The 25146-nt window shown below is 73.5% G+C and carries 28 protein-coding genes and 1 pseudogene; 17 read left to right on the top strand and 12 right to left on the bottom strand.

Annotated elements, in window-relative coordinates; translation table 11 throughout:
* Positions 1–241: 241 nt before the first annotated feature.
* Positions 242–1060 (top strand): sigma-70 family RNA polymerase sigma factor, encoded by an 819-nt coding sequence (locus GA0070620_RS26765; RefSeq protein WP_091595369.1) that lies wholly within the window; start codon positions 242–244, stop codon positions 1058–1060.
* A gap of 1 nt (position 1061) precedes the next feature.
* Positions 1062–1349: a mycothiol system anti-sigma-R factor gene (rsrA, locus tag GA0070620_RS26770; RefSeq protein WP_091595371.1), complete on the top strand. Its 288-nt coding sequence runs from the start codon at positions 1062–1064 to the stop codon at positions 1347–1349.
* A 126-nt stretch (positions 1350–1475) separates the two neighbouring features.
* Here the strand turns inward: rsrA and GA0070620_RS34335 are convergent, their stop codons facing one another.
* Complete coding sequence (locus GA0070620_RS34335; RefSeq protein WP_369700219.1) at positions 1476–1550, bottom strand: 50S ribosomal protein bL37; 75 nt, start codon at positions 1548–1550, stop codon at positions 1476–1478.
* A 224-nt stretch (positions 1551–1774) separates the two neighbouring features.
* Here GA0070620_RS34335 and GA0070620_RS26780 point away from each other — a divergent pair, with 224 nt between their 5' ends.
* Both GA0070620_RS26780 and GA0070620_RS26785 read left to right on the top strand, forming a co-directional pair.
* Positions 1775–1990 (top strand): biotin/lipoyl-binding carrier protein, encoded by a 216-nt coding sequence (locus tag GA0070620_RS26780; RefSeq protein ID WP_091595373.1) that lies wholly within the window; start codon positions 1775–1777, stop codon positions 1988–1990.
* Positions 1987–2493 (top strand): GNAT family N-acetyltransferase, encoded by a 507-nt coding sequence (locus GA0070620_RS26785; protein ID WP_091595375.1) that lies wholly within the window; start codon positions 1987–1989, stop codon positions 2491–2493. Before GA0070620_RS26780 ends, GA0070620_RS26785 begins: the two co-directional genes overlap by 4 nt.
* Before the next feature lie 22 nt (positions 2494–2515).
* On the opposite strand, the gene GA0070620_RS26790 is transcribed toward GA0070620_RS26785, so the two are convergent.
* A complete protein-coding gene (locus GA0070620_RS26790; RefSeq protein ID WP_091599413.1) occupies positions 2516–3157 on the bottom strand; it encodes a TetR/AcrR family transcriptional regulator in 642 nt (213 codons plus the stop codon).
* Positions 3158–3271: 114 nt separating this feature from the next.
* On the opposite strand from GA0070620_RS26790, the gene GA0070620_RS26795 reads away from it, so the two are divergent.
* Positions 3272–4861 carry an MDR family MFS transporter gene (locus GA0070620_RS26795; RefSeq protein ID WP_091595377.1) on the top strand — a complete coding sequence of 530 codons (1590 nt, stop codon included), beginning with the start codon at positions 3272–3274 and terminating at the stop codon, positions 4859–4861.
* A 209-nt stretch (positions 4862–5070) separates the two neighbouring features.
* Here the strand turns inward: GA0070620_RS26795 and GA0070620_RS26800 are convergent, their stop codons facing one another.
* Positions 5071–6891 (bottom strand): tetratricopeptide repeat protein, encoded by a 1821-nt coding sequence (locus GA0070620_RS26800; protein ID WP_091595379.1) that lies wholly within the window; start codon positions 6889–6891, stop codon positions 5071–5073.
* A 187-nt stretch (positions 6892–7078) separates the two neighbouring features.
* Between GA0070620_RS26800 and GA0070620_RS26805 the strand changes: the two genes are divergently transcribed.
* Positions 7079–8110, top strand: coding sequence for an SIS domain-containing protein (locus tag GA0070620_RS26805; protein ID WP_091595381.1), 1032 nt, complete (start codon positions 7079–7081; stop codon positions 8108–8110).
* 25 nt (positions 8111–8135) lie between these two features.
* Positions 8136–9746 carry a PAS domain-containing sensor histidine kinase gene (locus tag GA0070620_RS26810; RefSeq protein ID WP_091595383.1) on the top strand — a complete coding sequence of 537 codons (1611 nt, stop codon included), beginning with the start codon at positions 8136–8138 and terminating at the stop codon, positions 9744–9746.
* A 71-nt stretch (positions 9747–9817) separates the two neighbouring features.
* Here GA0070620_RS26810 and GA0070620_RS26815 read toward each other — a convergent pair whose 3' ends face one another.
* On the bottom strand, positions 9818–11236 hold the full coding sequence (locus GA0070620_RS26815) for a glycosyltransferase family 39 protein (protein WP_231922485.1): 1419 nt from the start codon (positions 11234–11236) through the stop codon (positions 9818–9820).
* Positions 11237–11615: 379 nt separating this feature from the next.
* Here GA0070620_RS26815 and GA0070620_RS26820 point away from each other — a divergent pair, with 379 nt between their 5' ends.
* The 4 genes and pseudogenes from GA0070620_RS26820 to GA0070620_RS26830 form a co-directional block, all read left to right on the top strand.
* Positions 11616–13328, top strand: coding sequence for a nitrite/sulfite reductase (locus GA0070620_RS26820; protein WP_091595387.1), 1713 nt, complete (start codon positions 11616–11618; stop codon positions 13326–13328).
* Entirely contained in the window at positions 13325–13486 is a 162-nt protein-coding gene (locus tag GA0070620_RS33045; RefSeq protein ID WP_172836507.1) for an IS1 family transposase, read from the top strand. The genes GA0070620_RS26820 and GA0070620_RS33045 overlap by 4 nt, the downstream gene beginning before the upstream one ends.
* Positions 13483–14244: a phosphoadenylyl-sulfate reductase gene (locus tag GA0070620_RS26825; protein ID WP_091595389.1), complete on the top strand. Its 762-nt coding sequence runs from the start codon at positions 13483–13485 to the stop codon at positions 14242–14244. The genes GA0070620_RS33045 and GA0070620_RS26825 overlap by 4 nt, the downstream gene beginning before the upstream one ends.
* 20 nt (positions 14245–14264) lie before the next feature.
* Positions 14265–15005: pseudogene (locus GA0070620_RS26830) on the top strand (sirohydrochlorin chelatase); the annotation flags it as partial.
* Between the two features lie 139 nt (positions 15006–15144).
* Here the strand turns inward: GA0070620_RS26830 and GA0070620_RS26835 are convergent.
* Together GA0070620_RS26835 and GA0070620_RS26840 are read right to left on the bottom strand one after the other, a co-directional pair.
* Positions 15145–15402 carry a WhiB family transcriptional regulator gene (locus GA0070620_RS26835; RefSeq protein WP_007072794.1) on the bottom strand — a complete coding sequence of 86 codons (258 nt, stop codon included), beginning with the start codon at positions 15400–15402 and terminating at the stop codon, positions 15145–15147.
* Positions 15403–15845: 443 nt separating this feature from the next.
* Positions 15846–16796, bottom strand: coding sequence for a diacylglycerol/lipid kinase family protein (locus GA0070620_RS26840; protein WP_091595393.1), 951 nt, complete (start codon positions 16794–16796; stop codon positions 15846–15848).
* A gap of 43 nt (positions 16797–16839) precedes the next feature.
* Between GA0070620_RS26840 and GA0070620_RS26845 the strand changes: the two genes are divergently transcribed.
* Complete coding sequence (locus GA0070620_RS26845; RefSeq protein WP_091595395.1) at positions 16840–17232, top strand: hypothetical protein; 393 nt, start codon at positions 16840–16842, stop codon at positions 17230–17232.
* Positions 17233–17238: 6 nt separating this feature from the next.
* On the opposite strand, the gene GA0070620_RS26850 is transcribed toward GA0070620_RS26845, so the two are convergent.
* The 3 genes from GA0070620_RS26850 to sodN all read right to left on the bottom strand — a co-directional run bounded on the left by GA0070620_RS26850 (position 17239) and on the right by sodN (position 18604).
* Entirely contained in the window at positions 17239–17646 is a 408-nt protein-coding gene (locus GA0070620_RS26850) for an ATP-binding protein (protein WP_091595397.1), read from the bottom strand.
* Between the two features lie 32 nt (positions 17647–17678).
* On the bottom strand, positions 17679–18134 hold the full coding sequence (locus tag GA0070620_RS26855) for a GNAT family N-acetyltransferase (protein ID WP_091599416.1): 456 nt from the start codon (positions 18132–18134) through the stop codon (positions 17679–17681).
* Between the two features lie 65 nt (positions 18135–18199).
* Positions 18200–18604 carry a superoxide dismutase, Ni gene (gene sodN, locus GA0070620_RS26860; protein WP_091595399.1) on the bottom strand — a complete coding sequence of 135 codons (405 nt, stop codon included), beginning with the start codon at positions 18602–18604 and terminating at the stop codon, positions 18200–18202.
* Positions 18605–18686: 82 nt separating this feature from the next.
* On the opposite strand from sodN, the gene GA0070620_RS26865 reads away from it, so the two are divergent.
* From GA0070620_RS26865 to GA0070620_RS26875, 3 genes are all read left to right on the top strand, one after another.
* Positions 18687–19037 carry a S24/S26 family peptidase gene (locus tag GA0070620_RS26865; RefSeq protein ID WP_091595400.1) on the top strand — a complete coding sequence of 117 codons (351 nt, stop codon included), beginning with the start codon at positions 18687–18689 and terminating at the stop codon, positions 19035–19037.
* 143 nt (positions 19038–19180) lie between these two features.
* Positions 19181–20359: an NAD(P)-dependent malic enzyme gene (locus GA0070620_RS26870; RefSeq protein ID WP_091595402.1), complete on the top strand. Its 1179-nt coding sequence runs from the start codon at positions 19181–19183 to the stop codon at positions 20357–20359.
* Between the two features lie 81 nt (positions 20360–20440).
* Positions 20441–21394, top strand: a complete 954-nt coding sequence (locus GA0070620_RS26875) for a zinc-binding dehydrogenase (protein WP_091595404.1) — start codon at positions 20441–20443, stop codon at positions 21392–21394.
* Between the two features lie 21 nt (positions 21395–21415).
* On the opposite strand, the gene GA0070620_RS26880 is transcribed toward GA0070620_RS26875, so the two are convergent.
* From GA0070620_RS26880 to GA0070620_RS26890, 3 genes are all read right to left on the bottom strand, one after another.
* Positions 21416–22381: an alpha/beta hydrolase family protein gene (locus tag GA0070620_RS26880; RefSeq protein ID WP_091595406.1), complete on the bottom strand. Its 966-nt coding sequence runs from the start codon at positions 22379–22381 to the stop codon at positions 21416–21418.
* Between the two features lie 168 nt (positions 22382–22549).
* Complete coding sequence (locus GA0070620_RS26885; protein WP_091595408.1) at positions 22550–23137, bottom strand: nucleotidyltransferase domain-containing protein; 588 nt, start codon at positions 23135–23137, stop codon at positions 22550–22552.
* A gap of 171 nt (positions 23138–23308) precedes the next feature.
* Entirely contained in the window at positions 23309–24202 is an 894-nt protein-coding gene (locus GA0070620_RS26890; protein WP_091599419.1) for an alpha/beta hydrolase family protein, read from the bottom strand.
* 157 nt (positions 24203–24359) lie between these two features.
* Here GA0070620_RS26890 and GA0070620_RS33050 point away from each other — a divergent pair, with 157 nt between their 5' ends.
* Entirely contained in the window at positions 24360–24533 is a 174-nt protein-coding gene (locus tag GA0070620_RS33050) for a hypothetical protein (protein ID WP_172836508.1), read from the top strand.
* The gene (locus tag GA0070620_RS26895; protein ID WP_157741712.1) at positions 24526–25116 is read left to right on the top strand and encodes a hypothetical protein; all 591 of its coding nucleotides are present in this window, start codon (positions 24526–24528) and stop codon (positions 25114–25116) included. Before GA0070620_RS33050 ends, GA0070620_RS26895 begins: the two co-directional genes overlap by 8 nt.
* Positions 25117–25146 lie beyond the last annotated feature (30 nt).

A 25146-nucleotide genomic window follows, 5' to 3' on the forward strand; every position in this document is an offset into this window, starting at 1 on the left:
GACCCGGCGCCGCGCCGGCGGCCCGTTTCCGGCGGACGCGCCGGGTCGTTGCATCGGTTGGTGCCGGCGGCCCGGTTCGGGCGGCGGAACCATCCTCCCAGGCCCTTCCTGGTCCCAGCGCCGGTTTCGCCGACGCCGGGGCCAGGAAAGGGGCGGTCAGGAGCGCACGGCGGCCGGAATGTTCCGGAGCGCCTCGGGCGTTACTACCCCCGGACGGCTTTTTCCAGCGGAGGGGGGACCGGTGCCTACGGAGATCCGGAGCCGGGAGCGGGACGACCAGGACGCGCGTCAGTTGCGTGAACTGCTCGCCGCGCCCGAGTGGCCCGTGACGGGGGAGCCCGGCGGGGCGGCCGCGGTGAGCACCAGCACACCGGCCGGAAGTGAATCTGGGGGCAGGTCCGTACGCGTATCCTCGGCGGGGAAGCATCCGACGCGAGGGGATGTGCGGTTGACCACCGAGAAGACGGACGAGCGTAGGGCCCGATTCGAGCGGGACGCGATGCCTTTCGTCGATCAGCTCTACGCTGCTGGGCTGCGGATGACCCGCAACCCGGCGGATGCCGAGGATCTGGTCCAGGAGACGTACCTGAAGGCGTACGCCGCGTTCCACCAGTTCGAGCAGGGCACCAACCTGAAGGCCTGGCTCTACCGGATCCTGACCAACACCTACATCAACTCGTACCGGCGGCGGCAGCGCCAGCCGGTGCAGGCGCCGACCGACGAGATCACCGACTGGCAGCTCGCCGAGGCGGAGTCGCACACCTCCAGCGGGTTGCGTTCCGCTGAGACGGAGGCGCTGGACCGGCTGCCGGACAGCGACGTCAAGGAGGCCCTCCAGCAGTTGCCGGAGGAGTTCCGCCTGGCGGTCTACCTGACCGATGTCGAGGGGTTCTCCTACAAGGAGGTCGCCGACATCATGGGTACGCCGATCGGCACGGTGATGTCGCGTCTGCACCGCGGTCGGCGTAATCTGCGCAAGCTGTTGGAGCAGTACGCGCGGGAGCGGGGCTTCTCCGCCGCCGCCAAGGGCTCGACCGCATCCGCCGGCCGGGAGGTGTGACGTGAGCTGTGGGGAACCGCACGAGACGGACTGCCGTGAGGTGCTCGCCGAGGTCTACCTCTACCTCGACCTGGAGTGCGCCGACGAGCGCCGGAGCCTGATCCGCCACCACCTCGACGACTGCGGCCCCTGCCTGCGCGAGTACGGCATCGAGCAGGAGGTCCGGGCGCTGGTGGCGCGGTGCTGCGGCAACGAGACCGCGCCCGACCAGCTGCGGGAGCGGCTGCGGCTCAAGCTGACCGAGTTGGTGGTCTTCGAGGGCACCGACTCGCGCGAGCTGGCCGACTGAGCTGACTGATCGCACCACTGACGGACAAACCGGTGGCCCGGGTCGATGTCGACCCGGGCCACCGGCGTCCCCGGCCCGCGGCCGGGATTTCGACTGATCGTCGGCGAGGCGTGCCCGCCGCCGAGGTCAGGAGTTGGGGCGCTTGCCGTGGTTCGCGCCGCTCTTCTTACGGGCCTTCTTCTTCCGGGCCTTCTTCGCCATGGTGACCTCCTCGTAATGGCTGATCCGGCTGCGCGCGGCCGCGACGCCGATGCGCGCACCGGGCGGCCCGGCGACCGGGTCCGACCCGCTAGATGCTAGTGCCGCCCGCACCCGCCACACCGCGCCGGGCCGCCTCCACCCTCCGTCGAGCCCGCTCCACGCCCGCCGGCCCGCGCCGCATGATTGGATACGTCGGCAGGCATCGTGAGAGGGAGGGCCGTGAGATGGCCGAGGAGATCCGGGCCGAGATGGTGGCGAACGTCTGGAAGGTCGTCGCGTCGGCAGGTGACACGGTGTCCGAGGGCGACACGCTGGTGATCCTCGAGTCGATGAAGATGGAGATCCCCGTCATCGCCGAGTCCGACGGCGTCGTGCAGCAACTCGCCGTCAACGAGGGCGACGTGGTGCAGGACGGTGACCTCATCGCGGTGATCGCTTGACCACAGTGCGCGTCCGGGCGGCGACGCCCGACGACTTCGCGTCGATCGCCCGCCTGACACTGGCGGCGTACGAGGCGGACGGGCAGCTCAAGGGCGAGCACGGTTACGGCGCGGTGCTCGCCGACGTGGCGACCCGCGCCGCACACGGCGAGGTGCTGGTCGCCGTGGACGACGCCGAGAACGTGCTCGGCTCGGTCACCTTCGTGCTTCCCGGCAGCCGGTTCGCCGAGCTGTCCGCCGCCGGCGAGGCGGAGTTCCGGATGCTGGCCGTCGACCCGGTGGGCCAGGGGCGGGGTATCGGCGCGGCGCTGGTCGACGCCTGTGTCGCCCGGGCCGGGGAGCTGGGCTGCTCGGCGGTGGTGATCTGCGTACGCGGCGGGATGGCCGAGAGCGCACAACGGCTCTACCAACGGCGCGGTTTCGTCCGCGCCCCCGAGAAGGACTGGTCACCGGCGCCCGGCGTGCGGCTGCTCGGCCTGCGGCTGGAGCTGCCCCGGGCCTGAACCGGACCGTGTGGTGGCCCGGTCAGCCGCGCGCGGCCGGCCCGGAGCCCGGTGTCGTGCCGCCGTCCGCCTCGGTGGCCGGCGCCGTGCCGTCGTCGGCGGGCTGGCCGATCCGCGCGAGCAGTTCGTCGGCCACCTCAAGGGCGATCTTCCGCCGGTCCGCGTCGGTGATGTGCGGCGTACGGACGGCGAACCAGCTGGTGTGCACGGCGAACAGGGAGAGGGCGGCACGCAGTTGGGCGCGCGGTGAGTCGTCGCCCCGGCACAGCTCGCTGGCCAGGCGCATCATCCGTCCGCGCATCTGCTGCCCGGCCGCGAGGCTCTTGAGCACCGTCTGGTTCTGTTCGAAGAAGCGCATCACCGAGGGGTGGTCGCCGGCGAACATCGTGTCGGCGTACTGGGCGATGAGCTCCCGGCGCGTCTCCCGGGTGGGCGGCTGCGACTCGGCCCAGGCGACCAGCTCGTCGATGCGCTCCAGCCGGTCGTTGACGAAGCTGGTGACGATCTCGTCCTTGCTCTTGAAGTGGTAGTACAGGGCGGCCTTGGTCACGTTCAGCCGCTCGGCGATCTCCCGCAGCGAGGTCTTCTCGTACCCCTGCTCGGTGAAGAGTTCCAGCGCGACAGCCTGGATGCGCTCCCGCGTGCCGCCGGTGCTCTCCTTCACCCGTACCACCCAATTCGCTTGACCATCGTTCGTCCGCCAGCTTACCGTGCGGCTAGTAAGTCAACTAGCCGGGCGGCAAGTAAGTGAGCCGCCGCCTCCGGGGGGAGCGTACCGATGACCCAGGCAACCCAGGCCGCCGCACGACCCAACGTACGGGTCGTGCTCTTCGGTCTGATGATCGCGATGATGCTCGCGATGCTCGACAACATGATCGTCAGCACCGCGCTGCCGCGGATCGTGAACGAGTTCGGCGGCCTCGACCACTTCACCTGGGTCGTCACCGCGTACGTGCTCGGCACCACGGTCTCCACCCCGATCTGGGGCAAGCTCGGCGACCTCTACGGCCGCAAGTCGGTCTTCCTCACCTCGGTCGTGATCTTCCTCGTCGGCTCCGCGCTGTGCGGCATGTCCGGCTCCGGCTTCCTCGGCGGCCCGGCCGACGGCATGGTGCAGCTGATCGCCTTCCGGGCCGTCCAGGGCCTCGGCGCCGGCGGTCTGATGGTCGGCGTCATGGCGATCATCGGCGACCTGGTCCCGCCCCGCGAGCGCGGGCGCTACCAGGGCATGATCGCCGGCATCATGGCCATCGCCATGGTCGCCGGCCCGCTGGTCGGCGGCTTCATCACCGACCACCTCTCCTGGCGCTGGGCGTTCTACGTCAACCTGCCGCTCGGCGGCGTCGCGCTCGCGGTTCTGATCACCACCATGCACCTGCCGAAGTACCGCACCGAGCACCGGATCGACTGGCTCGGCGCCGCGCTGCTCTCGGTCGGCATCACCGCGATCGTGCTGATCACCACCTGGGGCGGCAACCAGTACGACTGGGCCTCCGGCCCGATCCTGGGCCTGGCCGCGCTGGCGCTCGTCGCGCTGGTCGCGTTCGGTTTCGTCGAGCGACGGGCTCCCGAGCCGATCCTGCCGCTGCGTCTCTTCGCTAACCGCAACTTCGCGCTGATCTCGGTGATCGGCTTCCTGCTCGGCTTCGCGATGTTCGGCGCCATGAACTTCCTGCCGCTCTACCAGCAGACCGTGCAGGGCGCCTCGGCCACCAACAGCGGCCTGCTGCTGCTCCCGCTGATGTTCGGCATGCTGGTGGTCTCGCTGCTCATCGGCCGTGCGATCACCCGGACCGGCCGCTACCGGGCGTACCCGATCGTCGGCGGCGTCGTGATGACCGCCGGCATGGGTCTGCTGACCATGCTGGACGTCGGTACCAGCAAGGTGGAGTCCTCGCTCTTCATGATCGTGCTGGGTGTCGGCATGGGCTTCCTCATGCAGACCTCCATGCTGATCGCGCAGAACAGCGTGGAGCAGAAGGACCTCGGCGCGGCGAGCGGCGCGGCCACCTTCTTCCGGTCGATCGGCGGCTCGTTCGGCATCTCGCTGTTCGGCGCGATCTTCGCCAACCGGCTCGCCCACTCGGCGGCCGGCTCGGCCTTCGGCGGTAGCGGCGGCGAGGCGGGCCCCGGGATCGACCTGGACAGGCTCCGGCAGTTGCCGGAGCAGGCCCGTGAGCTGGTCCTCGGCGGCCTCGCCGACGCCATCTCGCACGTCTTCTGGTGGGCGGTCCTCTTCACCGTGGCCGTGCCGGTGCTCGCCTGGTTCATCAAGGAGATCCCGCTGCGCACCGCCAACGAGCCCGCCGCGCAGACCACCCCGGAAGAGCAGGCCGAAACCGCCCTCGGCAAGGCCCCCGTGGCCTAACCCCTCCCCCTCCCCCCCTCCCCCCCTCCCTCCCCCCTCCCGCCCTCCCTCCCGCCCGCCCGCCCTCCCCCCGCCCTCGCCTCGGTGATCAAGAGGTTTGCGTCAGAAATCCGGCCTCCGGTGACGCAAAGCTCTTGATCACGAGGGTGAGGGGTGGGAGGGGTGGGGGGAGGGCGGGGGGTGGGAGGGCGGGCGAGGGAGGGAGGGGGTTAGGTGGGGCGGCGGGTTAGGGCTTGCCAGAGGCGGGTCAGGCGGGCCAGGCGGGGGCGGGGGACGGTGGTGGGGCCGCTCGCGATGAGGTCCCTGGCCAGCGTCGCCGTCTCGCGGTCCAGGTCGGGGGTGGACAGGGCCAGGTGGGCCAGGGAGGCGGCGATCGGCACGGGCCGGTCCCGGGCCGCCGTTCGGGCGTCCGCGAGCCGCTCGGCCACCACGGCGGCCACGTCGGGGCGTACGGCCGGGTCGACCCAGGCGGCGGTGACCAGCGCGAAGAGCGCGGCCTCGGTGATCCAGTCCTCCACGCCCCAGACCAGGTCCAGCAGCACCGTCCGCCGGGTCGACGTGTCCCACGGCTCGTCGGTGCGATGGTGCAGCAGGCCGAGACAGGCCCAGACCTGCACGCAGCGCACCCAGAGTGTCGGGTCGTGACCGCCGAGCACCCGACCGACCGCGGTGGCCGGCGGCTCGGGCGGGTGCACGAGCAGGCCGAGCAGGTCGGGCAGGTCGAGGGTGGCCAGCCCGACCGCCGCGTCGTAGGCGGCCGGCGGGTGCGGCCACGCGGGGTGCGCGAGCTGGCGGACCCGGTCGGCGGCCGCCGGTGACGGTGCCGGGACCGCCGGAGTCACGCTGGCGCCGTCGTAGTGCCAGAGCGTGCTGACCCCGGCCCGGCGCGGCTCCCGGGGGTCCGGCCCGACGACCTCCGCCACGTCGACCCGCAGGCCGGGAGCGGCGGCCGCGACCACCCGCAGGGCGCTCGGTGGTGCCGGCGTCGTCAGGCGTACGGCGGTGCCCGAACCCTCGGTGACCGCTCGACGCAACGCGTCGACGACCGGCCCGGTGGCCGGCGTGACCTGCCCGAGCCAGGGCCGGCCCCGGCAGCTCTCGGCGAGGTCGCCGTGCTCGTGCGAGTCGTCCGGGTGGTCGCGGACGAAGTCGGCGAGCGCAACCAGGTGGGCGGTGTCGCCGTCGCGCTGGTAGCGCAGCCGGTGCCCGGTGTGCACGGCACAGTCGAAGGTCGGGTCCCGGGCCAGCGCGCGGTCGATCCAGTCCAGCGCCTCGTCGAGCCGGCCGATGTCGGCCAGGGTGCCGGCGATGTCGGCGTAGACGGCGAGGTCGTCGGGGTCGTGTCCGACGGCCCGACCGAGGGCGGCGAGCGCCTCCCGGGTCCGGCCCGCGCTGCGGTACGCGTACCCGAGCCAGACCTCGCCCATCTTCGACGGCTCCGCGCGTACGCCCCGAGCGGCCCACCGGACGGCCAGCGTGACCTCGCCGACGCGTCGGGCCAGCGCGGACGCCGCGCCCAGCAGCAGGCCGTGCTCGGGGTGGACGGTGACGGCGTTGCGGGCGAGGGCGAGGTACGCGGCCAGCGCCGGCCGGCCGGCGCGTGGCACCGGGTCGGGCACCGCCGCGCAGACCTGCATGAGGAGGCGCGCGGCGTGCTCCGGGGCGAGCCGTTCGGCCAGTTCGGGTGCGGTGACCCAGGGCACCCCGGCCCAGTCGGTCTGCGGCGCGTAACCGGTCGCCGCGACGAGCAGGTCCAGGCCCTCGGCGGGGCGGCCGGCGGCGGCGAGCAGATGGGCGCGGGCGACCACGGCACCGACGAAGGCGTGGTGGTGCAGCGGGAACAGGTCGACGCCGCCGCCGGCGGACGCGGCGAGGCGGGCCAGCGTCTCGTGGACCTCGGGCAGGGTGGGCGCCTGTGCCAGCGCGCCCGCGACGTGACCGGCGGCGTGGCCCAGGTCGCCCTCGTCGAGCGCCAGCCGGGCCAGGGCCAACTCCTCCGCCGCGGAGAGCGCGCGGTCGTTCTCGGGCACGTCGTCCTCTCGGGTCCGGTGGCGGGTCGAGCGGGGCCAGACTAGGGGATGGAGGGCCACGATGGTGATCAACTGCGCACTACTGTTCGTTCGATTGCTCTAGGCAGATCAAAAGTGCAAGACTGAGCAGCAAACGCGCGGCAATCGCGCAGTGGGAGGAGCTTCCGTGACGCGTGCAGGGGCCGGTATGGCCGCCGACATCGACGAGCAGCCGGCCGGCTACGAGCGGTTGCTCTCCTCCGAGCACGCCGACGCGATCGCCCGGGTGGCGGCCGTCATCGCCGAGCGCCGGCCCCGCCACGTCGTCTTCACGGCCCGGGGCACCTCGGACCACGCGGCGCTCTACGGGGCGTACCTCACCGAGATCCGGCTCGGGCTGCCCGCCGGGCTCGCCTCACCGAGCGTGGTCACCCTCTACGACGCCCAGCCCGACCTCTCCGACGCGCTGGTCGTCGGCGTCAGCCAGAGCGGCGGCTCGCCCGACCTCACCGAGGTGCTGAAGGCCGCCCGAGCCTCCGGCGCGCTGACCGTCGCGGTCACCAACGCGCCGGACTCGCCACTGACCCACGTGGCCGAGTTCAGCGTCGACATCGCCGCCGGCCACGAGCGGGCGGTCGCCGCCACCAAGACGTACACGGCGGAGCTGCTGGCCCTGCTCATGCTCGTCGAGGGCGTACGGGCCGGCGACGGGGTGTTGCCGGCCGAGGAGCGGGCGGCGCTCGCCGCGCTGCCCGAGCTGGCCGCACAGACCCTCGCCGACCCCACCCCGGCCCAGCTCGCGCCGCGCTACCGCTTCGCCGCCCAGCTGGTCACCACCGGCCGCGGGTACGCCTACCCGACCGCTCGGGAGGCCGCGCTGAAGCTCATGGAGACCTCGTACCTGCCGGCGCTCGCCTTCTCCGGCGCGGACCTGCTGCACGGCCCGCTCGCCATGACCGACCCGGACGTGCCGGTGCTCGCGGTCGTCGGCTCCGGACCCGGTGGACGCTCGATGGGCGAGGTGCTGCCCCGGCTGGGCGAGCGCCGCGCCGACGTGGTGGTGGTCGGCTCGGCCGACGTCGAGGGCGCCACCCGCATCGCGGTCCCCGAGGTCGACGAGCGGTACGCCCCCCTGCTGGACATCCTTCCGCTCCAGCGGCTCGCGCTGGCGCTGGCGCTGGCCCGGGGCGAGGACCCGGACGCCCCGCGCGGGCTCAAGAAGGTCACCGCGACGAGGTGAGGCGCGGCGTGGCACGCTGGTCAGCGTGTCCACGCTGCGCGACCTCGCTGAGGAGCACACCCACCTCCGTCCGGGCGACATCGACCACCTGCACCGGATCGCCGGAGACTGGCAGTTGCTCTCCGACCTGTCCTTCGCCGACCTGTTGCTCTGGGTGCCGGTCGACACCGAGGGCACGTTCCTCTGCGTGGCCCAGGTGCGCCCCACGACCGCCCCGACGGCCTACCAGGACGACCAGGTGGGTCGGATCGTCGGCGGGCCCGAGGTGGCGCACCTGGAGGTGGCGTACCGGCAGGGGCGGATCTGGCGGGAGGGCGACCCGGTCTGGTACGGCGACGTGCCCGCCCGGCACGAGGCTATCCCGGTGCGGCTGCGTACCGCCGACGGGGAGGCCGGCGAGGTGGTGGCCGTGGTCGGCCGCGACACCAACCTCTCCACCGCCCGTACGCCCAGCCAGCTCGAACTCAACTACCTGACCACGGCCGACGACCTGGCCCAGATGATCGCCGACGGCACCTTCCCGCCGCCTCGGCACCCGGGCGAGACGACCTCGGCGCCCCGGGTAGGTGACGGTCTGGTCCGGCTGGACGCCAACGGCAAGGTCACCTACGCCAGCCCGAACGCGCAGTCGGCGTACCGGCGGCTGGGCTACGCCGCCCACCTGGTGGGCGAGGACCTGGCCGCGCTGCACCGCCGGCTCGCCGGCGACCCGCTGGAGGGCACCGACGCGGCGAACGCGGTCCTGGCCGCGCTGCGCGGCGACGCCCCACCGCGTCGCGAGATCGACGCCCGCGGGGCGACCATGCTCACCCGCGCGTTGCCGCTGATGCCCGCCGGGGTGCCGATCGGCGCGCTGGTCCTGGTCCGCGACGTCACCGAGGTACGCCGCCGCGACCGCGCGCTGATCACCAAGGACGCGACGATCCGGGAGATCCACCACCGGGTGAAGAACAACCTCCAGACCGTCGCCGCGCTGCTGCGGCTACAGGCACGTCGGGTCTCGATGCCGGAGGCCCGGGTCGCCCTGGAGGAGTCGGTACGCCGAGTCGCCTCGATCGCGCTGGTCCACGAGACGCTGTCGTTGTCCAGCGACGAGGCGGTCGAGTTCGACGGGATCGTCGACCGGGTGGCGAGCGCGGCGACCGAGGTGGCCGCGACCGAGGTGAGCGTCGGCATGCGCCGTACCGGCAGCTTCGGCGTGCTGCCGGCGGAGATCGCCACATCGCTGGTGATGGTCCTCAACGAGCTGCTGCTCAACGCCGTGGAGCACGGCTTCCCGCCGACCGACGACGACGGCGCCGGTGACGGCGGGCCCGGCGTCTCGGCGGACACCGTGGGCCCGCTGGGCTCAGCGGGCGGGCCGGGCAAGGGCCCGGCGACCCTGGTGGCCGCGCCGGAGGTGGTCGTCTCGGCACACCGGTTCCGTAAGCAGCTGCACGTCACGGTCACCGACAACGGCCGCGGGCTGCCCCCGGACTTCGACGCCGAGCGGGGCGGCAACCTCGGGCTCCAGATCGTCCGGGCGCTGGTCACCGGCGAGCTGCGCGGCACGATCGAGCTGCGCCACGGCACCGGCGGCGGGACCGAGGCGGTGCTGGTCGTGCCCCTGCACCGCGGGGCCGCCGAGGGCCGCTGACGCCGGTGAGCCCTGGCCCGCATCGGTCCGGCGACCCGGGCGGCGCGGCACGTCGGCGGGCCGGTGGCCGCTCAGCGGGCGAGCAGCGCCACGGTCAGTCCGGGCCGCTGCCACACGCGCTGGACGGTGAAGCCGTCGCGCAGCGCCGCGCCCTTGGCGCCGGGCACCGCCGCCACCGGGTCGGCGTGCCGGCCGGTGACGACGAGCCAGACCCGGGGCACGCCGGCGAGGCACTCGGCCGGCCGGTCGCACTCGGCGGCCCAGAGGTCACCGCGCCGGGCCTGCCCCTCGACCTCCAGCGCGTCCCGGGGGCGCTCGCCGCGCAGGTGGTATTCGAGTCCCAGGTCGAGGAAGAGCCAGCTGTGCCGGGGTGAGTACACGACCGCGTCGCCGGGTTGCTGCCCGGCCGCGACGATCCGGGCCACGCCCTGGTAGTCGATCGGCGCGCTGCGCGGCCACTCGTGGGTGCGCCGCAGGGCCGCCTGGTCGGGCAGGCCGAGCAGCCCGGCGACGGCCACCAGGGCCAGCGCTCCCGGCAGCGGCACCGCCGCCAGCGCCGCCCCGGCCAGCAGGCAGGCGAACGGCACGACGAAGAGCAGGTAGCGGGGCACCCAGAGCGGCACGACCGCGCCGGCCGCGAAGAGCAGCAGCACCGGCAGCAGCACCGCGCCACCGGGCAGCAGGGCGCGCCAGCCGAGCCGGGCGGCCCCCAGCAGGGCCACCCCGACCAGTACCCCACCCACCACGCCGCTCTGGGTCAGCCCGCCGGGCAGCGCGGTCAGGTCGTCCGGCCGGACGAGGTGCACCCAGTTCAACTGCCGACCCCGTTGTGCCCGGCCGACCACCACGAGCGGCGCCACCAGGATCAGCGCCGGCAGCACCGCCGGCGCCCACCGCCAGCGCCGCCGGTCCGGGCCGTCCGTCGACGGGGTGAGGCCGAGGCGGTGGGCGGCGAGCACCGCCAGGGCGTGGGGGGCCAGCAGGGTCAACGCGATGAGGTGGGTCAGGCCGAGCGCGGCCAGGGCGGCGGCGTACCACGCCCAGCGGCCCCAACCGGGTCGGCGCAGCGCCTCGACGAGCAGCAGCGTGGCGAGCACGGCCAGCAGCGTGGCCAGCGCGTACGGGCGGGCCTCCTGCGCGTACCGGGAGGTGCCGGGCAGCACGGCGAAGAGCAGGCCGGCGAGCAGGCCGGCCCGGGCGTCGACGAGCCGCCGGGCGAGCACCGCGGTCAGCGCCGCCGCCCCCGTCATGGCCAGCAACGACGGCAGCCGCAGCGCGATGACCGAGTCGCCGGTCAGCGCCAGCCAGCCGTGCATGAGCAGGTAGTACGGTCCGGTGGCCGCGTCGATCGTGCCGGCCAGCCGCACCAGGTCGCCCACCGAGCGGGTGGACGCGCTCCAGGTGGCCAACTCGTCCCGCCAGGGCTGGGCCCGGTCCAGCCCGACCGCCGTGACCACGAGGGTCAGCAGCGCCGGTGCCGCCCAGGTCACGGCCGAGGCGAGGCCACGTCGGGCCCGTCCGTCGGCGGGCCCGGAGGCGGGAGAAACCGTCACATATCGCAGCGTCACACAGCGGAAGCCGGCCCGGCCCGTCATGTGGGATCCGGCACGCTCTGGTTGGCTGGCCGGTACGGGCTGTGGCAGCATGGCGATATGACCGCCGCCGTCGTGCGCCGCTTCGTGGCCCGCCGCCACGTCGACTACGGCCGCGTGCGCAGCGCCATCTGTCCGGCCTCCTGACGACGCCCGACCACTCTGTCTCGGGCGCGTTCCGCGCCGGCCCTCCTGACACCGTTGTCCTGCCCGCATCGACGGGCAGCCGCCGCGTACGCGCTCTCCACCGGCTCACCAGACAACGGAGGACGCCGCGATGGCGGTCACCAGCACCCCGACCCGTTCCGACGATCCGACGGCCCGCCCCGCCCGGGCGCCGCGTCGCCCCCGCGGCGAGGGCCAGTGGGCGCTCGGCCACCGTGAGCCGCTCAACCCCAACGAGCGGACCAAGAAGGACGACAACCCGCTGAACGTGCGGGCCCGGATCGAGAACATCTACGCCCACCGGGGCTTCGCCTCCATCGACCCGGCCGACCTGCGCGGCCGGTTCCGCTGGTGGGGGCTCTACACCCAGCGCAAGGCGGGCATCGACGGCGGGCGTACGGCCGTGCTGGAGCCGCACGAGCTGGAGGACGAGTACTTCATGCTGCGGGTCCGGGTGGACGGCGGTCAGCTGTCCCTGGCCCAGCTGCGGACCATCGCCGACATCTCCCGCGAGTTCGCCCGGGACAGCGCCGACATCACCGACCGGCAGAACATCCAGCTCCACTGGGTGCGGGTCGAGGACGTGCCGGAGATCTGGCGTCGGCTGGAGGCGGTCGGCCTGCAGACCACCGAGGCCTGCGGCGACTGCCCCCGGATCGTGCTGGGCAGCCCGGTCGCCGGGGTGGCCGAGGCGGAGGTGGTCGACCCGACACCGGCGATCGACGAGATCGTCCGCCGGTACGTGGGCGACCCCGAGTACGCCAACCTGCCGCGCAAGTTCAAGTCGTCGATCTCCTGGTTGGTGGACACCCCGTACGAGGCGAACGACATCGCCTTCCTCGGCGTCGACCACCCGGAGCACGGTCCCGGCTTCGACGTCTGGGTGGGCGGTGGACTGTCCACCAACCCGATGCTGGCGCAGCGGCTGGGCGTCTGGGTGCCGCTGGCCGAGGTGCCGGACGTCTGGGCGGCCGTCGTCGGTGTCTTCCGCGACTACGGCTACCGCCGGCTGCGCCACCGGGCCCGGCTGAAGTTCCTCGTCGCCGACTGGGGTGTGGAGCGTTTCCGCGAGGTGCTGGAGAAGGAGTACCTGGGTCGGACCCTGCTCGACGGCCCCGCCCCGGAGCTGCCCGACAAGGCGATCGACCACATCGGTGTGCACCGGCAGCGCGACGGGCGGCACTACGTGGGCGCCGCCCCGGTCGTCGGACGGATCTCCGGCGGGCAGCTCGCCAAGCTGGCCGACGTGGTCGAGGCGCACGGCAGCGAGCGGGTGCGGCTCACCCCGTACCAGAAGCTGCTGGTGCTGGACGTGGCGCCGGAGCGGACCGAGTCGCTGGTCGGCGCGCTGCGCGAGATCGGTCTGGAGGCCCGGCCGTCGGCCTGGCGGCGCGGCACGATGGCTTGCACCGGCATCGAGTTCTGCAAGCTCGCCATCGTCGAGACGAAGGCCCGCGGCGAGGAGTTGGTGGCTCGGCTGGAGCAGCGGCTGCGGGACTTCGACGCGGACATCTCCATCCACATCAACGGCTGCCCGAACGCGTGTGCCCGCACGCAGGTCGCCGACATCGGCCTCAAGGGCCAGCTGGTGGTGGGCCCGGACGGTCGCCAGGTGGAGGGCTTCCAGGTGCACCTCGGCGGCGGCCTCGGCATGGCCGCCGGGCAGACCGCCGGGTTCGGCCGCAAGCTGCGTGGTCTGAAGACCACCGCGGAGGAGCTTCCGGCGTACGTGGAACGGCTGGCCCGCCGCTATCTGGCCGGCCGGAACGAGGGCGAGGCGTTCGCCCAGTGGGTGATCAGAGTCGACGAGGAGGAACTGCGATGAGCAGCGAGAACCGTGCGGCACCTCTGTACTGCCCGTACTGCGGGGAGGAGGACCTGCGCCCGAGCGAGGCGGGCCACGGCGCCTGGGAGTGCCACGCCTGCGCCCGCGTCTTCACGGTGCGGTTCACCGGCCTGCTCAGCCGGGCGGTCACCCGATGAGTCTGGTGTCGGCGGCGAACCTGGGCCTGGTCGGGGTGGGCGGGCCGCGCCCGGTGGACGCGCCGGGTCGGAGCCCGGAGGAGCTGCGCGCGCTGGCCGAGGAGGCCGGTCGTGAGCTGGAGGGCGCCCCGGCGTTGGAGATCGCCCGCTGGGCGGCGGAGACGTTCGGCGACCGGTTCTGCGTGACCAGCTCGATGGCGGACGCCGTGCTGGCCCACCTGGTGTCCCGGGTGGCGCCCGGCGTGGACGTGGTCTTCCTCGACACGGGCCTGCACTTCCCCGAGACGTTGCGGGTCCGCGACGAGGTGGCCCGGACGCTGCCGGTGAACGTGCGGTCGATCCGGCCCCGGCTGACCGTCGGCCAGCAGGACGGCCAGTACGGGCCACGGCTGTTCAACAAGTCCCCGGACGACTGCTGCCAACTGCGCAAGGTGGAGCCGCTGGAGCGGGCCCTCGCCGGGTACGACGCGTGGGCCGCCGGGCTGCGTCGGGACGAGTCGCCGACCCGGGCGAACACGCCGGTGGTGGGCTTCGACCCGCGGCGCGGCAAGGTCAAGGTCAACCCGATCGCGGCGTGGAGCCAGGCCGACGTCGACGCGTACGTGGCCCGGTGGAACGTGCCGGTGAACGCGCTGTTCGCGCAGGGCTACGGCTCGATCGGGTGCTGGCCGTGCACCCGGCGGACCGCGGCGGGGGAGGACCCGCGGGCGGGCCGATGGGCGATGTTCGAGAAGACCGAGTGCGGTCTCCACACCTGACCCGGCCGGTCCGCCGGCCGCTGTCCGGCCCCGTGCCGGGCGGCCGGTCCGCCGATCCCGTCGTCCTGGTCGCCCACGGCAGCCGTGATCCGCGCGCCGCCGTGGCCACCCGCGCTCTGGCCCGGGCCGTCGCGGTGGCCCGCCCGGGCCTGCCGGTCTCGGCGAGTTGGCTCGACCACACCGAGCCCGGTCCGGCCGAGGCGTTGAAGGCGCTCGGGGCCGCCGGGCACCGGAGCGCCGTGCTGGTGCCGCTGCTGCTCACCGCCGCGTACCACCGGCGGGTGGACATTCCGGCGGCCGTCGCCGAGGCACGCGCCGCGGTACCGGCGCTGGCGGTGCGGGTCGCCGACGTGCTCGGGCCGGTGGCGGAGGAGGTGGACCCGGCTCTGCTGGCCGCGCTGCGGCGTCGGCTGGCCGAGGCGGAGCCGGGCCGGTTCGACGCGCTGGTGCTGGCGGCGGCGGGTACGCGCGACGCGCGGGCGCGGAGTTCGGTGGGTCGGGTCGCCGCAGCCCTCGGCAGCCGGTCGGGTGTGCCGGTGCGGGTCGCGTACGCCTCGGCGGCTCCGCCGACGGTGGGCGCCGCGGTGGCCCGCCTGCGCGCGGAGGGGGCCCGCCGGGTGGCGGTATCGGCGTACTTCCTCGCCCCCGGGCTCTTCCACGACGCGGTGGGGGTGGCCGCGCGGGACGCCGGGGCGGTGGCCGTCTCGGCGCCGCTCACCGACGCGCCGGAACTCGGGGACCTGGTGCTGCGGAGGGTGGACGCCGCGCCGGCCGACCACTTGGTGCCGACGGCCGGCGGCCCGGCCGACGGGCGCACACCGTCACCGGCCGCACACGTACCCGGACAGCAGAACGCCCCGTCGGGTTGAACCCGGCGGGGCGTTTCGCTGTGTCGGTGGGTCAGGCGGAGTGAGCGCGCAGCACCCGGAGGCCGCCGCGACGCTTCACGGCGCGCCGCTCCTCCTCGCTCATCCCGCCCCAGACGCCCGCGTCCTGACCCGACTCGAGCGCCCACTGCAGGCACTGGTCGGTCACGGAGCAGCGCCGGCAGACGGCCTTGGCCTGCTCGACCTGCAGGAGAGCCGGTCCGGACGTCCCGATCGGGAAGAACAGCTCCGGGTCCTCGTCGCGGCAGACAGCATGGTGACGCCAGTCCATGGCGGCAACACTCCTCATTCTGGATGGGTGGCAGATCGTGCTTTGGTGCTTTTCCTATATGCATCCGCACGCCGGTCGTAACGGTTCGCGTTCGACTATTCGGCATTGCGTGAGCAGGCCGTTGGCCCCGGGGACCTGCTGGAACAGCTCAACTTGCCGAGCATATCCAGGCAATGTCCCGGTAACTCAAGTTCGCTTGTGAATACTTTCACGAACTCACGCGATGTCAAGGGTGGCGCTCGGAAAAAATCCTTACGGTGAGCAAGCCCACAACCCTTTTGTCCCGGTTCCAGAGCGCTCTGGTTACCCGGCGTACCACAGTCGAGGATCAATATAGTACAGTCCGCGTGACATTGCTGACATTTCCGGCACCTGCCCTCGGTGTGGCGGCCCGCGTCGGTGGGGTGCGAGGGGCCGTGTCGACCTAGGGCAGTACCCGAGACCTAGCAGATTACTCTCAGTGCGGCGGGAACGGAGGTGAATCTGACTTTCTCCCGCTCGCCGAGATAGTCGCCGTCCAGTTGGAATGCCTGCGGACGGGCGGAGAGCAGCGTGAACTCCGCAACGTCATGAAGTCGCAACACCTGGCGACCATGAGGATCGGGGTGCCGGGACAGAAACTGGGTGACTGTCCGTGTCGTGCTGGGCACCCGGAGCTGACGGAACGCGAGCACGTCGAGCCCCAGGTCGAACGACGCCTTCGGGTTCGGGTTGACCTCGCGGTCACCCACGTACGTCCACGGCGCGGTGTTCTGGATGATGGCCGTCGCCAGCTCGCCCTCCACCGGCTCGCCGGGTCGCTCCAGGCTGATCGCCGGGTGCCGCCGGTCCGAGGCGAAGAAGTACTGCCCCAGGATCGCGCGCAGATAGAGCCCGGGGCTGGAGACCCGCCCCTTCCGCCGGGCCTGTTCGACCCGGTGGATCACCGCGGCGTCCAGCCCGAAGCCGGCGCAGAAGGTGAAGTAGCGGTCGTCGGCGCGGCCCAGCCCGATCGTGCGGTAGCGCCCCAGGCGCAGACCCTCCAGGATCATGCTGGTGCCGTCGGGCCACTCCCGGGGCAGGCCCAGCGCCCGCGCGAAGACGTTCGTCGACCCCCCGGGAACGGTGGCCAGCGCGGGCAGCCGCTCGGCCGGGGTCAGGGCGCCGGGCGCCGTCGGCGGTTGGGCGGTCATGAGGCCGTTCACGACCTCGTTCACCGTGCCGTCGCCACCCAGGGTGACAACGACGTCGACCCCCTCCTCGGCCGCCTCCCGGGCCAGCGCGGTCGCGTGCCCGCGCCGTCGGGTGTACCGGACGGAGAGGTCGACTTCGCTGCGCAGCGCCCGGACCAGCACGTCCCGGCTGCGCTCGCTCGTGGTGGTGGCCTTCGGATTGACCACCAGGACGGCCCGCATGGGCGGCACTGTACCCCTCGGTAGCCCGGGTATCGTGGCGCGCGTGACCATCGACTCCGACCCGATTCCCGTCACGCTCCGCTGGGCGGTCCGACTGCTGCGCGGCGAAGCGGTCGCCGTCGGGCTCGTCGCCCTCTGGCTGGTCTGGGCCGACCTGACCGCCGACACCACCGCCGGGCTCACCTCGGCGTTGCTGGTGACCGCGTTCGCCGTGGGGGCGGCCGTCGCGCTGTGGGCGCTCGGCTCGACGCTGGCACGGCGCCGCGCCGGCGGACGCGCCCCCGCGATCGTGCTCCAACTGATGCTGCTGCCGATCGGCTGGTACATGATCCAGGGCGGCCTCGCCTGGCTGGGCGTACCGCTGATGGCGCTCGGTGTCGGCGTCGGCGCCCTGCTCGTCAGCCCGCAGACCAACCGGGCGCTGGGCTTCTCCTGAGCCGGGTCAGTAGCCGGCGGAGCGGCGGGTCAACAGGGAGATGGACGCCCGCCCGTCCGCGGCGCTCGCCGACGCCGACGTGGTCAGCGCGGTGAGCACCTTCCAGGCGAACGACGACTCGGCGGGAAGCTTCGCCCCGGGCGCCGTCGGGACCGTGACCTCGACGGTCAGCGCATCCTCGGTCACCGAGAACCGACACTCCAGCTCGGCGGCCGGAGTGGCGATGGCGAGCAGCATCGCGCAGGCCTCGTCGACCGCGATGCGCAGGTCCTCGATCTCGTCGAGCGCGAACTGCAACCGGGCCGCCAGGCCGGCGGTGGCGGTGCGGAGCACGCTCAGGTAACCGCCGTCGGCGGGCACGGTGAGGTGCACGATGTCGTCGTCGGTGGCCGGCCGGCCGGTCAGTTGAGTCACCACTCATCCCCCCGGTCGCGGACTCTACCCGCTCAGCCCGCCGAACGGGTGGGGGCGGGCTCGGCCTGGCGGGCCAGGTCGTCCAGGGCGGCCCCGCTGAGCCGGTAGGGAACCCACTCGTCGAGCTTCTCCGCGCCGATCGCGGCATAGAAACCGGCCGCCGGATTCCAGTCGATCATCCACCACTCCAGCCGGCGGTAGCCACGCTCGACACAGATCGCGGCGAGGGTGGCCAGCAGCATCCGGCCGGCGCCGGTGCCGCGGGCCGCGGGGCGGACGTAGAGGTCCTCCAGGTAGATGCCGTGCACGCCGGCCCAGGTGGAGAAGTTGAGGAACCAGAGCGCGAAGCCGACCGCCTCGTCGTCGGCGTCCACCGCCAAGTGCCCGTACAGGGCGGGAGCGGGGCCGAACAGGGCGGCGGTCAGCTGCGCCTCGGTGAGGTGACACTCGTCGGGTGCGCGTTCGTACGCCGCGAGTTCGTGAACCATCGCGACGACGGCCGGCACGTCCTCGGGACGTACCGGCCGGATCGTCGGTGCCTGCGACCTCAGGGTCACGCCTTCTTGGTCTCCCAGAAGATCTTGGCGATCTCGTCGATCTTCTGCAGCAGCTGGTCGGCGGTCGCCGGGTCGAGGCTGCCCTTCACGCCGCCGGCGCCGGCGAGCTTGGTGGCCTCGTTGAAGAGCTGGTGCAGCTGCGGGTACTTCTCGAAGTGGGCGGGCTTGAAGTAGTCCGTCCACAGCACCCACAGGTGGTGCTTGACCAGCTCGGCGCGCTGCTCCTTGATGATGATGGCGCGCGAGCGGAACTCCGGGTCGGTGTTCGCCTGGTACTTCTCGCAGATCATTTTGACCGACTCGGCCTCGATCCGGGCCTGCGCCGGGTCGTACACACCGCACGGCAGGTCGCAGTGGGCGCTGGCCGTGACACGGGGCGTAAGGATGCGCGGAAGTCGCATCGGGATCCTCCATGGGAAGTTTGCGATGATCCAAGACGACATTACTCCTGGACCGGCTCCCCGGCCGGGTGGAGGTGAAACCATGGTCGGCAGTCACCCGGCGGAGGCGTCCCGGCTGCGGCGGCCCCTGACCGCCGTCCTGGTGACCGGTCCGTCCATGGCGCCCACGCTGCGGCACGGCGACGCGGTGCTGGTGCGGTCGGGCGGGCGGCCGGTGCGTCCCGGGGACGTGGTGGTGGCCGTCTTCCGCACGCGCCCCGACCTGCTCGTCGTCAAACGGGCGGTACGACCCCAGGACGGCGGTTGGTGGCTGCGCGGCGACAACGACCTGGTGACCGACGACTCGCGGGCGTACGGCGTGGCCGACGTGCGGGGACGCGTGGTGCTGCGGTACTGGCCCCGGCCCGGACGGGTGCGCTCCAGGGCTTTATGACCCTGCTCACATCGAGGACCCCCCGCCGACACTATGCTCGGGAGTGCCCGGGTGACCCCCCGCATCACGTGCCACCGCTCGCCGCCCACCTCGCGTCCTGAGCCGGTCGCCCCGTCTTGCTCGACAGATCCTGGAGTCACCACATGTCTTCGTCCATCGTGGACCCCGCCGATCCCGTCTTCCGGCTGCACCGGGGCGGCAAGATGGCCGTCGCCTCGACGGTGCCGCTCACCAGCCGGGAGGACCTCTCGCTCGCGTACACCCCGGGGGTGGCCCGGGTGTGTGAGGCGATCGCCGCCGAGCCGGCCCTGGTGGCCGACTACACCTGGGTGTCGCACACCGTCGCGGTGGTGACCGACGGGTCGGCGGTGCTCGGGCTCGGCAACATCGGCCCCCGCGCGGCGATGCCGGTCATGGAGGGCAAGGCGGTCCTGTTCAAGCAGTTCGGCGGCGTGGACGCCGTTCCGGTGTGTCTGGACACGCAGGACGTGGACGAGATCGTCGCGACGGTGCGGGCGCTGGCGCCGTCGTTCGGTGGGATCAACCTGGAGGACATCAGCGCGCCGCGCTGCTTCGAGGTGGAGCGCCGGCTCGACGAGGCGCTGGACATCCCGGTCTTCCACGACGACCAGCACGGCACCGCGATCGTGGTGCTCGCCGCGCTGCGCAACGCGGCGGCCCTGCTCAACCGCAAGCTCGGCGACCTGCGGGTGGCCGTGAGCGGCGCGGGCGCGGCCGGTGTCGCGGTCACCAAGATGCTCGTCGCGGGCGGGGTGAACCCCGACCAGGTGGCGGTCTGCGACTCCAAGGGGATCCTCGGCCGGCACCGCACCGACCTGAACGGCACGAAGGCCGAGTTGGCCGCGATGACCAACGCCGACGGTCGCACCGGGGACGTCACCGAGGCGCTGCGCGGCGCGGACGTGCTCATCGGCGTGTCCGGCGGGCAGATTCCGGAGGAGGCGGTCGCCGGGATGGCCCCGGGTGGGATCGTCTTCGCGCTGGCCAACCCGACCCCCGAGGTCCACCCCGAGGTGGCGGCCCGGCACGTCGCGGTCGTCGCCACCGGCCGCAGCGACTACCCCAACCAGATCAACAACGTGCTCGCCTTCCCCGGCGTGTTCCGGGGCGCGCTCGACGCCCGGGCCACCCGGATCACCGACCTGATGAAGGTGGCCGCGGCGGACGCCATCGCGGGGGTGGTCGCCGAGTCGCTGACCGCCGAGGCGATCGTCCCGTCGCCGCTGGACCCGCGGGTCGCCCCCGCGGTGGCGGAGGCCGTCGCCGAGGCGGCCCGCCGCGACGGCGTCGCCCGCGCCTGACCCCGGAAGGGCCCCCTCCTGTCGCGTTCCGCACAGGAAGGGGCCCTTCTTAACGGACGCTCAGCTTGTTACGGTCCGACCATGCGTGCCGCCTTCGCCTCCCGCTTCGACGACGCCGCCCCCCTCGCCGCGCTCACCGTCGGGGAGCGGCCCGAGCCGGTCCACCCCGACGACGACTGGGTGACCGTGGAGGTCCGGGCGAGCTCGCTCAACCACCACGACCTGTGGTCGCTGCGCGGCGTCGGCCTGACCGAGGCGCAGCTGCCGATGATTCTGGGCTGCGACGCCGCGGGCCTCGACCCGGACGGCAACGAGGTGGTCGTCTACCCGGTCGTCCCCACCGCGGGCGACCCGCGCGGTGTCTCCATCCTCTCCGAGCACTTCCCGGGCACGCTGGCCGAGCGGGTCGCCGTCCCGCGGGCCAACCTGGTGCCGCTGCCCGAGGGGCTGTCCCTCACCGACGCCGCCTGCCTGCCCACCGCCTGGCTGACGGCCTGGCGCATGCTCACCACGAAGGGCCGCGTGGAGGACGCCGACGCCGTGCTGGTGCAGGGTGCCGGCGGCGGCGTCGCGACGGCGGCCGTCGCACTCGCCGTGGCCATGGGCAAGCGGGTGTACGCGACCAGCCGCGACGCCGCCAAGCGGGACCGGATCGCCGGCCTGGGCGCGACGGCCGTCGAGCCGGGCGCCCGGCTGCCGGAGCGGGTGGACGTGGTGATCGAGACGGTCGGGGCGGCCACCTTCGACCACTCGCTGAAGTCGGCCGCGCCGATGGCCCGGATCGTCGTCTCCGGCGCGACCGCCGGTCACCAGCCGACCGTCAACCTGCGCCGGGTCTTCGCCATGCAGTTGGAGATCCTCGGCACCTCGATGGGCACCCCCGGCGAGCTGTACGACCTGCTCGCGTTCTGCGCCGACCGCCAGGTGCGCCCGGTGGTGGACAGCGTGGTGCCGTTCAGCAAGGTCGAGGAGGCGTTCGCCCGCCTGCACGGCGGGGAGATCTTCGGCAAGATCGTGGTGGACCACACGGTCTGAGCTCCGAGCCGTCCACCCGCCTCAGAGGTGGTTGTCGAGCGTGGCCAGGCCGTCGCGGGCCGCGTCCGTGGGGATGCGGCCCTTGGCGGCCGCGTCCCCGTAGAGCGACCAGCGCAGGAACTCCACCGTCGTGTCGGAGACCAGCCGCAGCGCGGCGCCGTCGCTCAGCAGCGCCCGGCCGTGGTCGCCCTTCGTCAGGCTGAGCATCGCCTTCGGCCAGGGCACCGCGTCGTACGCCGCCTTGCCCGCCGCGTACTCCACCACCTCGTCGAGTTGGCCGTGCACGAACAGTTGCGGGGCCTCCGCGCCCGCGAAGGCGGTGCCCACGCCCAGCGCCGTACCGGCGAACACCACGCCGGCGTCCAGCCGCTCGTCCCGTCCCGCCGTGAACAGGCCGATGGTGGTCACCCCGCCGGCCGAGTGCCCGGCGGCGGCCACCCGGTCGGCGGCCAGGTGACCGCGCAACGGGTCACCGGCCTTGCCGTCGAGCGCGAGCACCTGGGTCAGCGCGTACGACACGTCGGCCGGCTGGTTGAGCACGTCCAGCACGTTGACCTCCACACCCCGTGAGGTGTGCGGGAACGTCGGCGCGGCCACCACGAAACCGGCCGCCGCCCAGCGGGTGAGCAGCCGCGCGTAGTCGTCCGGCCGGCCGCCCAGGCCGTGGCTGAACATCACCACCGGGAACCGGCCCTCCGCCGCCTCCGCCGAACGCTTCGCCGCGCCGCCCGCCGACCCGGCCGCCGGGTACCAGACGGTCACCGGCAGCGGGCGGTCGCCGTCGCGGTTCAGCTTCAGCTGCCGTACGCCGACGGCGAAGCTCTCCGCCGGGGCGGTGCCGGCGGGCACCCGCGGAGTCGGCGTGGCGCTCGTCGTGGGCTCGGGGGCGTTGCGCGGCTCGGCCGGCGGGGCGGGGGCCGAGCAGCCCACCAGGCCGGCCGTGAGCACGGCGGCGGTGAACAGGGCGGGGGTGCGGCGACGGGACATGAATCAGATTGTGCCCGTGCCCGCCCCCGCGTCAGTCGCCGAACCGACCGGTACCCCGCCCGGCCCGGGCCGAGTCCGGTGCGCCCCGCCCTGGCCGATGGAACAACAACCCCGAAGTTGTCCCCTCCACCCGTCCGGGATGCCACAACTTCCTGGAACTTGTGTGGATCAAGACGGGTCGGTGGCGAAAGGGGCCGGGGTGGCGAGGGACGTGCGTAGCCGCGCGAGGTCGTCCGCGTCCTTCGGACGGCGGGGGCGGCCCGGCATCCAGATCGGGTACATCTCCTTGAACTCGATCTGGGCGGCGACCGTGATCACCGGCGCGACGAGTGCGCCGATCCGGCCGGCCGGGCCGTCCAGCAGGCCCACCGGCAGCAGCGTCCCCTCCCACGCGCCGCCGCTGACCGTCACCCGGCCGGCCGCGTCCCGACCGAGGTAGGCGAAGCTCATCTCGACGTCCTCACGGAGCACGTCGAGTTGGGTCTCCACCGGCATCCGCGGGTCGGGCCGCCAACCCCGGTCGGCGAGCAGGGCGGCGAGGCGTGCCCTGTCGGCCCGCCAGCAGTACCAGTCGACGTCGACGTGCGGCCGGGTCACCTCGCCGAGATGGAAGTCCATCGCCCAGCCGCCGCGCAGCCAGACAGGGATGCCGGCCGCGGCGGCGACGTCGACCACCTCGCCGATGCCTGCCACCTGCCGTCTCGCCAACCCGCTCAACCCGCCCCAACCCCCGTCCCCGCCGAACTCCTCGCCCATGCCCCCGCCCAACCCCTCACGTACCACGCGCCCCCCGACGCATCCCCGACCACCCTGCGCCGTTCACCCACCCCGTCGATCATGCACTAGTGGTGCCGGTATCGCCCTCTCCTGCCCGTTTCATGAGGCACCACAGCTGCATGATCGACGGGGCAGAGGGGCGGGGATGCGTTACGGGGTTTGGCGGGCGGTGTAGTGGGTGAGGCCGGGGGTGGGGGCGGTCGCGTCGGACGGGAGGCGGCGGGCGGCGTCCGGGTCGCCGTAGAGCGTCCAGCGGAGGAAGTCCAGGGTGGTGGCGAGGACCTGGGCGAAGCCCGGCCGTCCCGGGGTCAGGTACTCGCCGTGGCCCTGGTCGAGCACGCTGAGGAACGCGGCGGGACCGGTCGTGCGGGCGTACGCGGCGCGGCCGACCGTCACCGGCACGATCGGGTCGGCCGTCCCGTGGACGAAGAGCAGCGGGGCGGCCGGCCCGGCGAAGCTGCCGGCGAGTCCGCCACCGGCGATGATCACACCGGCGCGCAGCCGTGGCGAGCGCCCGGAGGTGAACATCCCGGCCGTGGTGAAGCCGCCCGCCGAGTGGCCGGCCGCGGCGAACCGGCCGACGTCGAGGTGCCCCATGAGCGGGTCGCCGCGGCGCGAATCCAGCCGGACGAGGTGCCGGATGAGCCGCCAGCCGTCGGCCGGCTGGTGGCGTACGTCCGCCCGGGTGAACCGGGCCGCACCGCGGCGGGTGTGTGGATAGGCCGGCGCGGCCACGACGAAGCCCGCGGCCGCCCACCGGGTGGTCAACCCGGCGTGCAGCTCCGGAAGGCTGTCCAGCCCGTGGCTGTAGATCACCACCGGGAACCGACCGGGCGGCACCGCACCGTCTCGCGTCGGATACCACACGGTCACCGGGAGTGGCCGCGCCGAGGCCGGGTCCAGGGTGAACGTACGCACGCCGACGGCGTACGTTCCCTCGGGCGCGCGGCGCGGCGGAGCCTGCTCCCCGGTGGCCGCGGTGGCCGGGGCGCAGCCGGCGAGCAGCGCCGTCAAAAGCACGGCCACCAGCCGCTTCGCCCCCACCGTTCCACGGTAGGTGACCATCCGCCGGCACCGGCCCCACCGTCCGGTCCGGGTAGTGCGCCGTCCCGGCCGGAACTGGTCCGTCGGGCGGTCCGACGCGTGGACGGCCGTTCACGCCGGACGTCCCGGCTCGACAGGTTTCGCTAGGGTCACCGGCATGTCTGAGAACTACACCGACCCCAGCGGCAACACCGAGGCGTTCCGCGCGTTCGTCCACACACCCGAGGCGGAGGCGCCCGCCGGCACAGCCGGGCGGCTGCCGATGCTCGTCGGCGCCGCCTTCGTCGCCGCGGTGCTCCTCGCGCTCGCCGTCTGGCTCGCGGTTGGCTGACGCCGACGCGGGACCGGCGGAGCTCCGCTCCCGGTTGCGGGGCGTCCGCTGGGGCCCGACGCTGCTCGGTCTGGCCGTGCTGCTCGCCGGCCTGTCGTACGCGACCGCCATCGCCGGCTACAAGTGGCACCTGCACAGCAAGGCGGAGCGGCTGCGGGCGGAGGGGGTGCGCGTCCAGGCGGTCGTGGGCCGGCGGGAGGACACCGTCGGCCGTGGTGGCGGCACCGACACCGTTCGGGTCTGGTACGACCACGCCGGTGTGGCGTACTCGAAGCGGATCCTGTGCGGCTCGGCGGGCGGCTGCACCGAGGAGCCGCCGCCCACGATGACCCTGTGGGTCGACCCGGAGCGGCCCGACGAGTTCGTGGCCGAGAACGGGAACACCGACGACTCGGTCTTCGTCCTCAACGCCTGGGGTGGAATTCCGTTCGGGCTCGGGTTCGCGGTCATCGGTGGGTTCATCGTGCTGACCGGCGTCATGCCGGAACGGTCGCGCGTCCGGCGGCTACCGCCGCGTGGGCCGGGCTCGCCCCGGATCCGCCGCACCGGCAGGGCCCGGCGGACCCGGGCCCGCCGCCGCTGAGCGACGTCGCCCGGCCGGCGGCCGCCTCGC

The sequence above is a fragment of the Micromonospora krabiensis genome (assembly GCF_900091425.1).
Lineage (GTDB): Bacteria > Actinomycetota > Actinomycetes > Mycobacteriales > Micromonosporaceae > Micromonospora > Micromonospora krabiensis.

Coding starts and splice junctions, on each gene's coding strand:
- GA0070620_RS26805 (WP_091595381.1), top strand. CDS start 7,079: ATGGCCGCCGACATCGACGAGCAGCCGGCCGGCTACGAGCGGTTGCTC.
- GA0070620_RS26855 (WP_091599416.1), bottom strand. CDS start 18,134: ATGGTTCACGAACTCGCGGCGTACGAACGCGCACCCGACGAGTGTCAC.
- GA0070620_RS26870 (WP_091595402.1), top strand. CDS start 19,181: ATGTCTTCGTCCATCGTGGACCCCGCCGATCCCGTCTTCCGGCTGCAC.
- GA0070620_RS26820 (WP_091595387.1), top strand. CDS start 11,616: ATGGCGGTCACCAGCACCCCGACCCGTTCCGACGATCCGACGGCCCGC.
- GA0070620_RS26885 (WP_091595408.1), bottom strand. CDS start 23,137: ATGGGCGAGGAGTTCGGCGGGGACGGGGGTTGGGGCGGGTTGAGCGGG.
- GA0070620_RS26865 (WP_091595400.1), top strand. CDS start 18,687: ATGGTCGGCAGTCACCCGGCGGAGGCGTCCCGGCTGCGGCGGCCCCTG.
- GA0070620_RS26835 (WP_007072794.1), bottom strand. CDS start 15,402: ATGGACTGGCGTCACCATGCTGTCTGCCGCGACGAGGACCCGGAGCTG.
- GA0070620_RS33050 (WP_172836508.1), top strand. CDS start 24,360: ATGTCTGAGAACTACACCGACCCCAGCGGCAACACCGAGGCGTTCCGC.
- GA0070620_RS26880 (WP_091595406.1), bottom strand. CDS start 22,381: ATGTCCCGTCGCCGCACCCCCGCCCTGTTCACCGCCGCCGTGCTCACG.
- GA0070620_RS26840 (WP_091595393.1), bottom strand. CDS start 16,796: ATGCGGGCCGTCCTGGTGGTCAATCCGAAGGCCACCACCACGAGCGAG.
- GA0070620_RS33045 (WP_172836507.1), top strand. CDS start 13,325: ATGAGCAGCGAGAACCGTGCGGCACCTCTGTACTGCCCGTACTGCGGG.
- sodN (WP_091595399.1), bottom strand. CDS start 18,604: ATGCGACTTCCGCGCATCCTTACGCCCCGTGTCACGGCCAGCGCCCAC.
- GA0070620_RS26825 (WP_091595389.1), top strand. CDS start 13,483: ATGAGTCTGGTGTCGGCGGCGAACCTGGGCCTGGTCGGGGTGGGCGGG.
- GA0070620_RS26795 (WP_091595377.1), top strand. CDS start 3,272: ATGACCCAGGCAACCCAGGCCGCCGCACGACCCAACGTACGGGTCGTG.
- GA0070620_RS26875 (WP_091595404.1), top strand. CDS start 20,441: ATGCGTGCCGCCTTCGCCTCCCGCTTCGACGACGCCGCCCCCCTCGCC.
- GA0070620_RS26780 (WP_091595373.1), top strand. CDS start 1,775: ATGGCCGAGGAGATCCGGGCCGAGATGGTGGCGAACGTCTGGAAGGTC.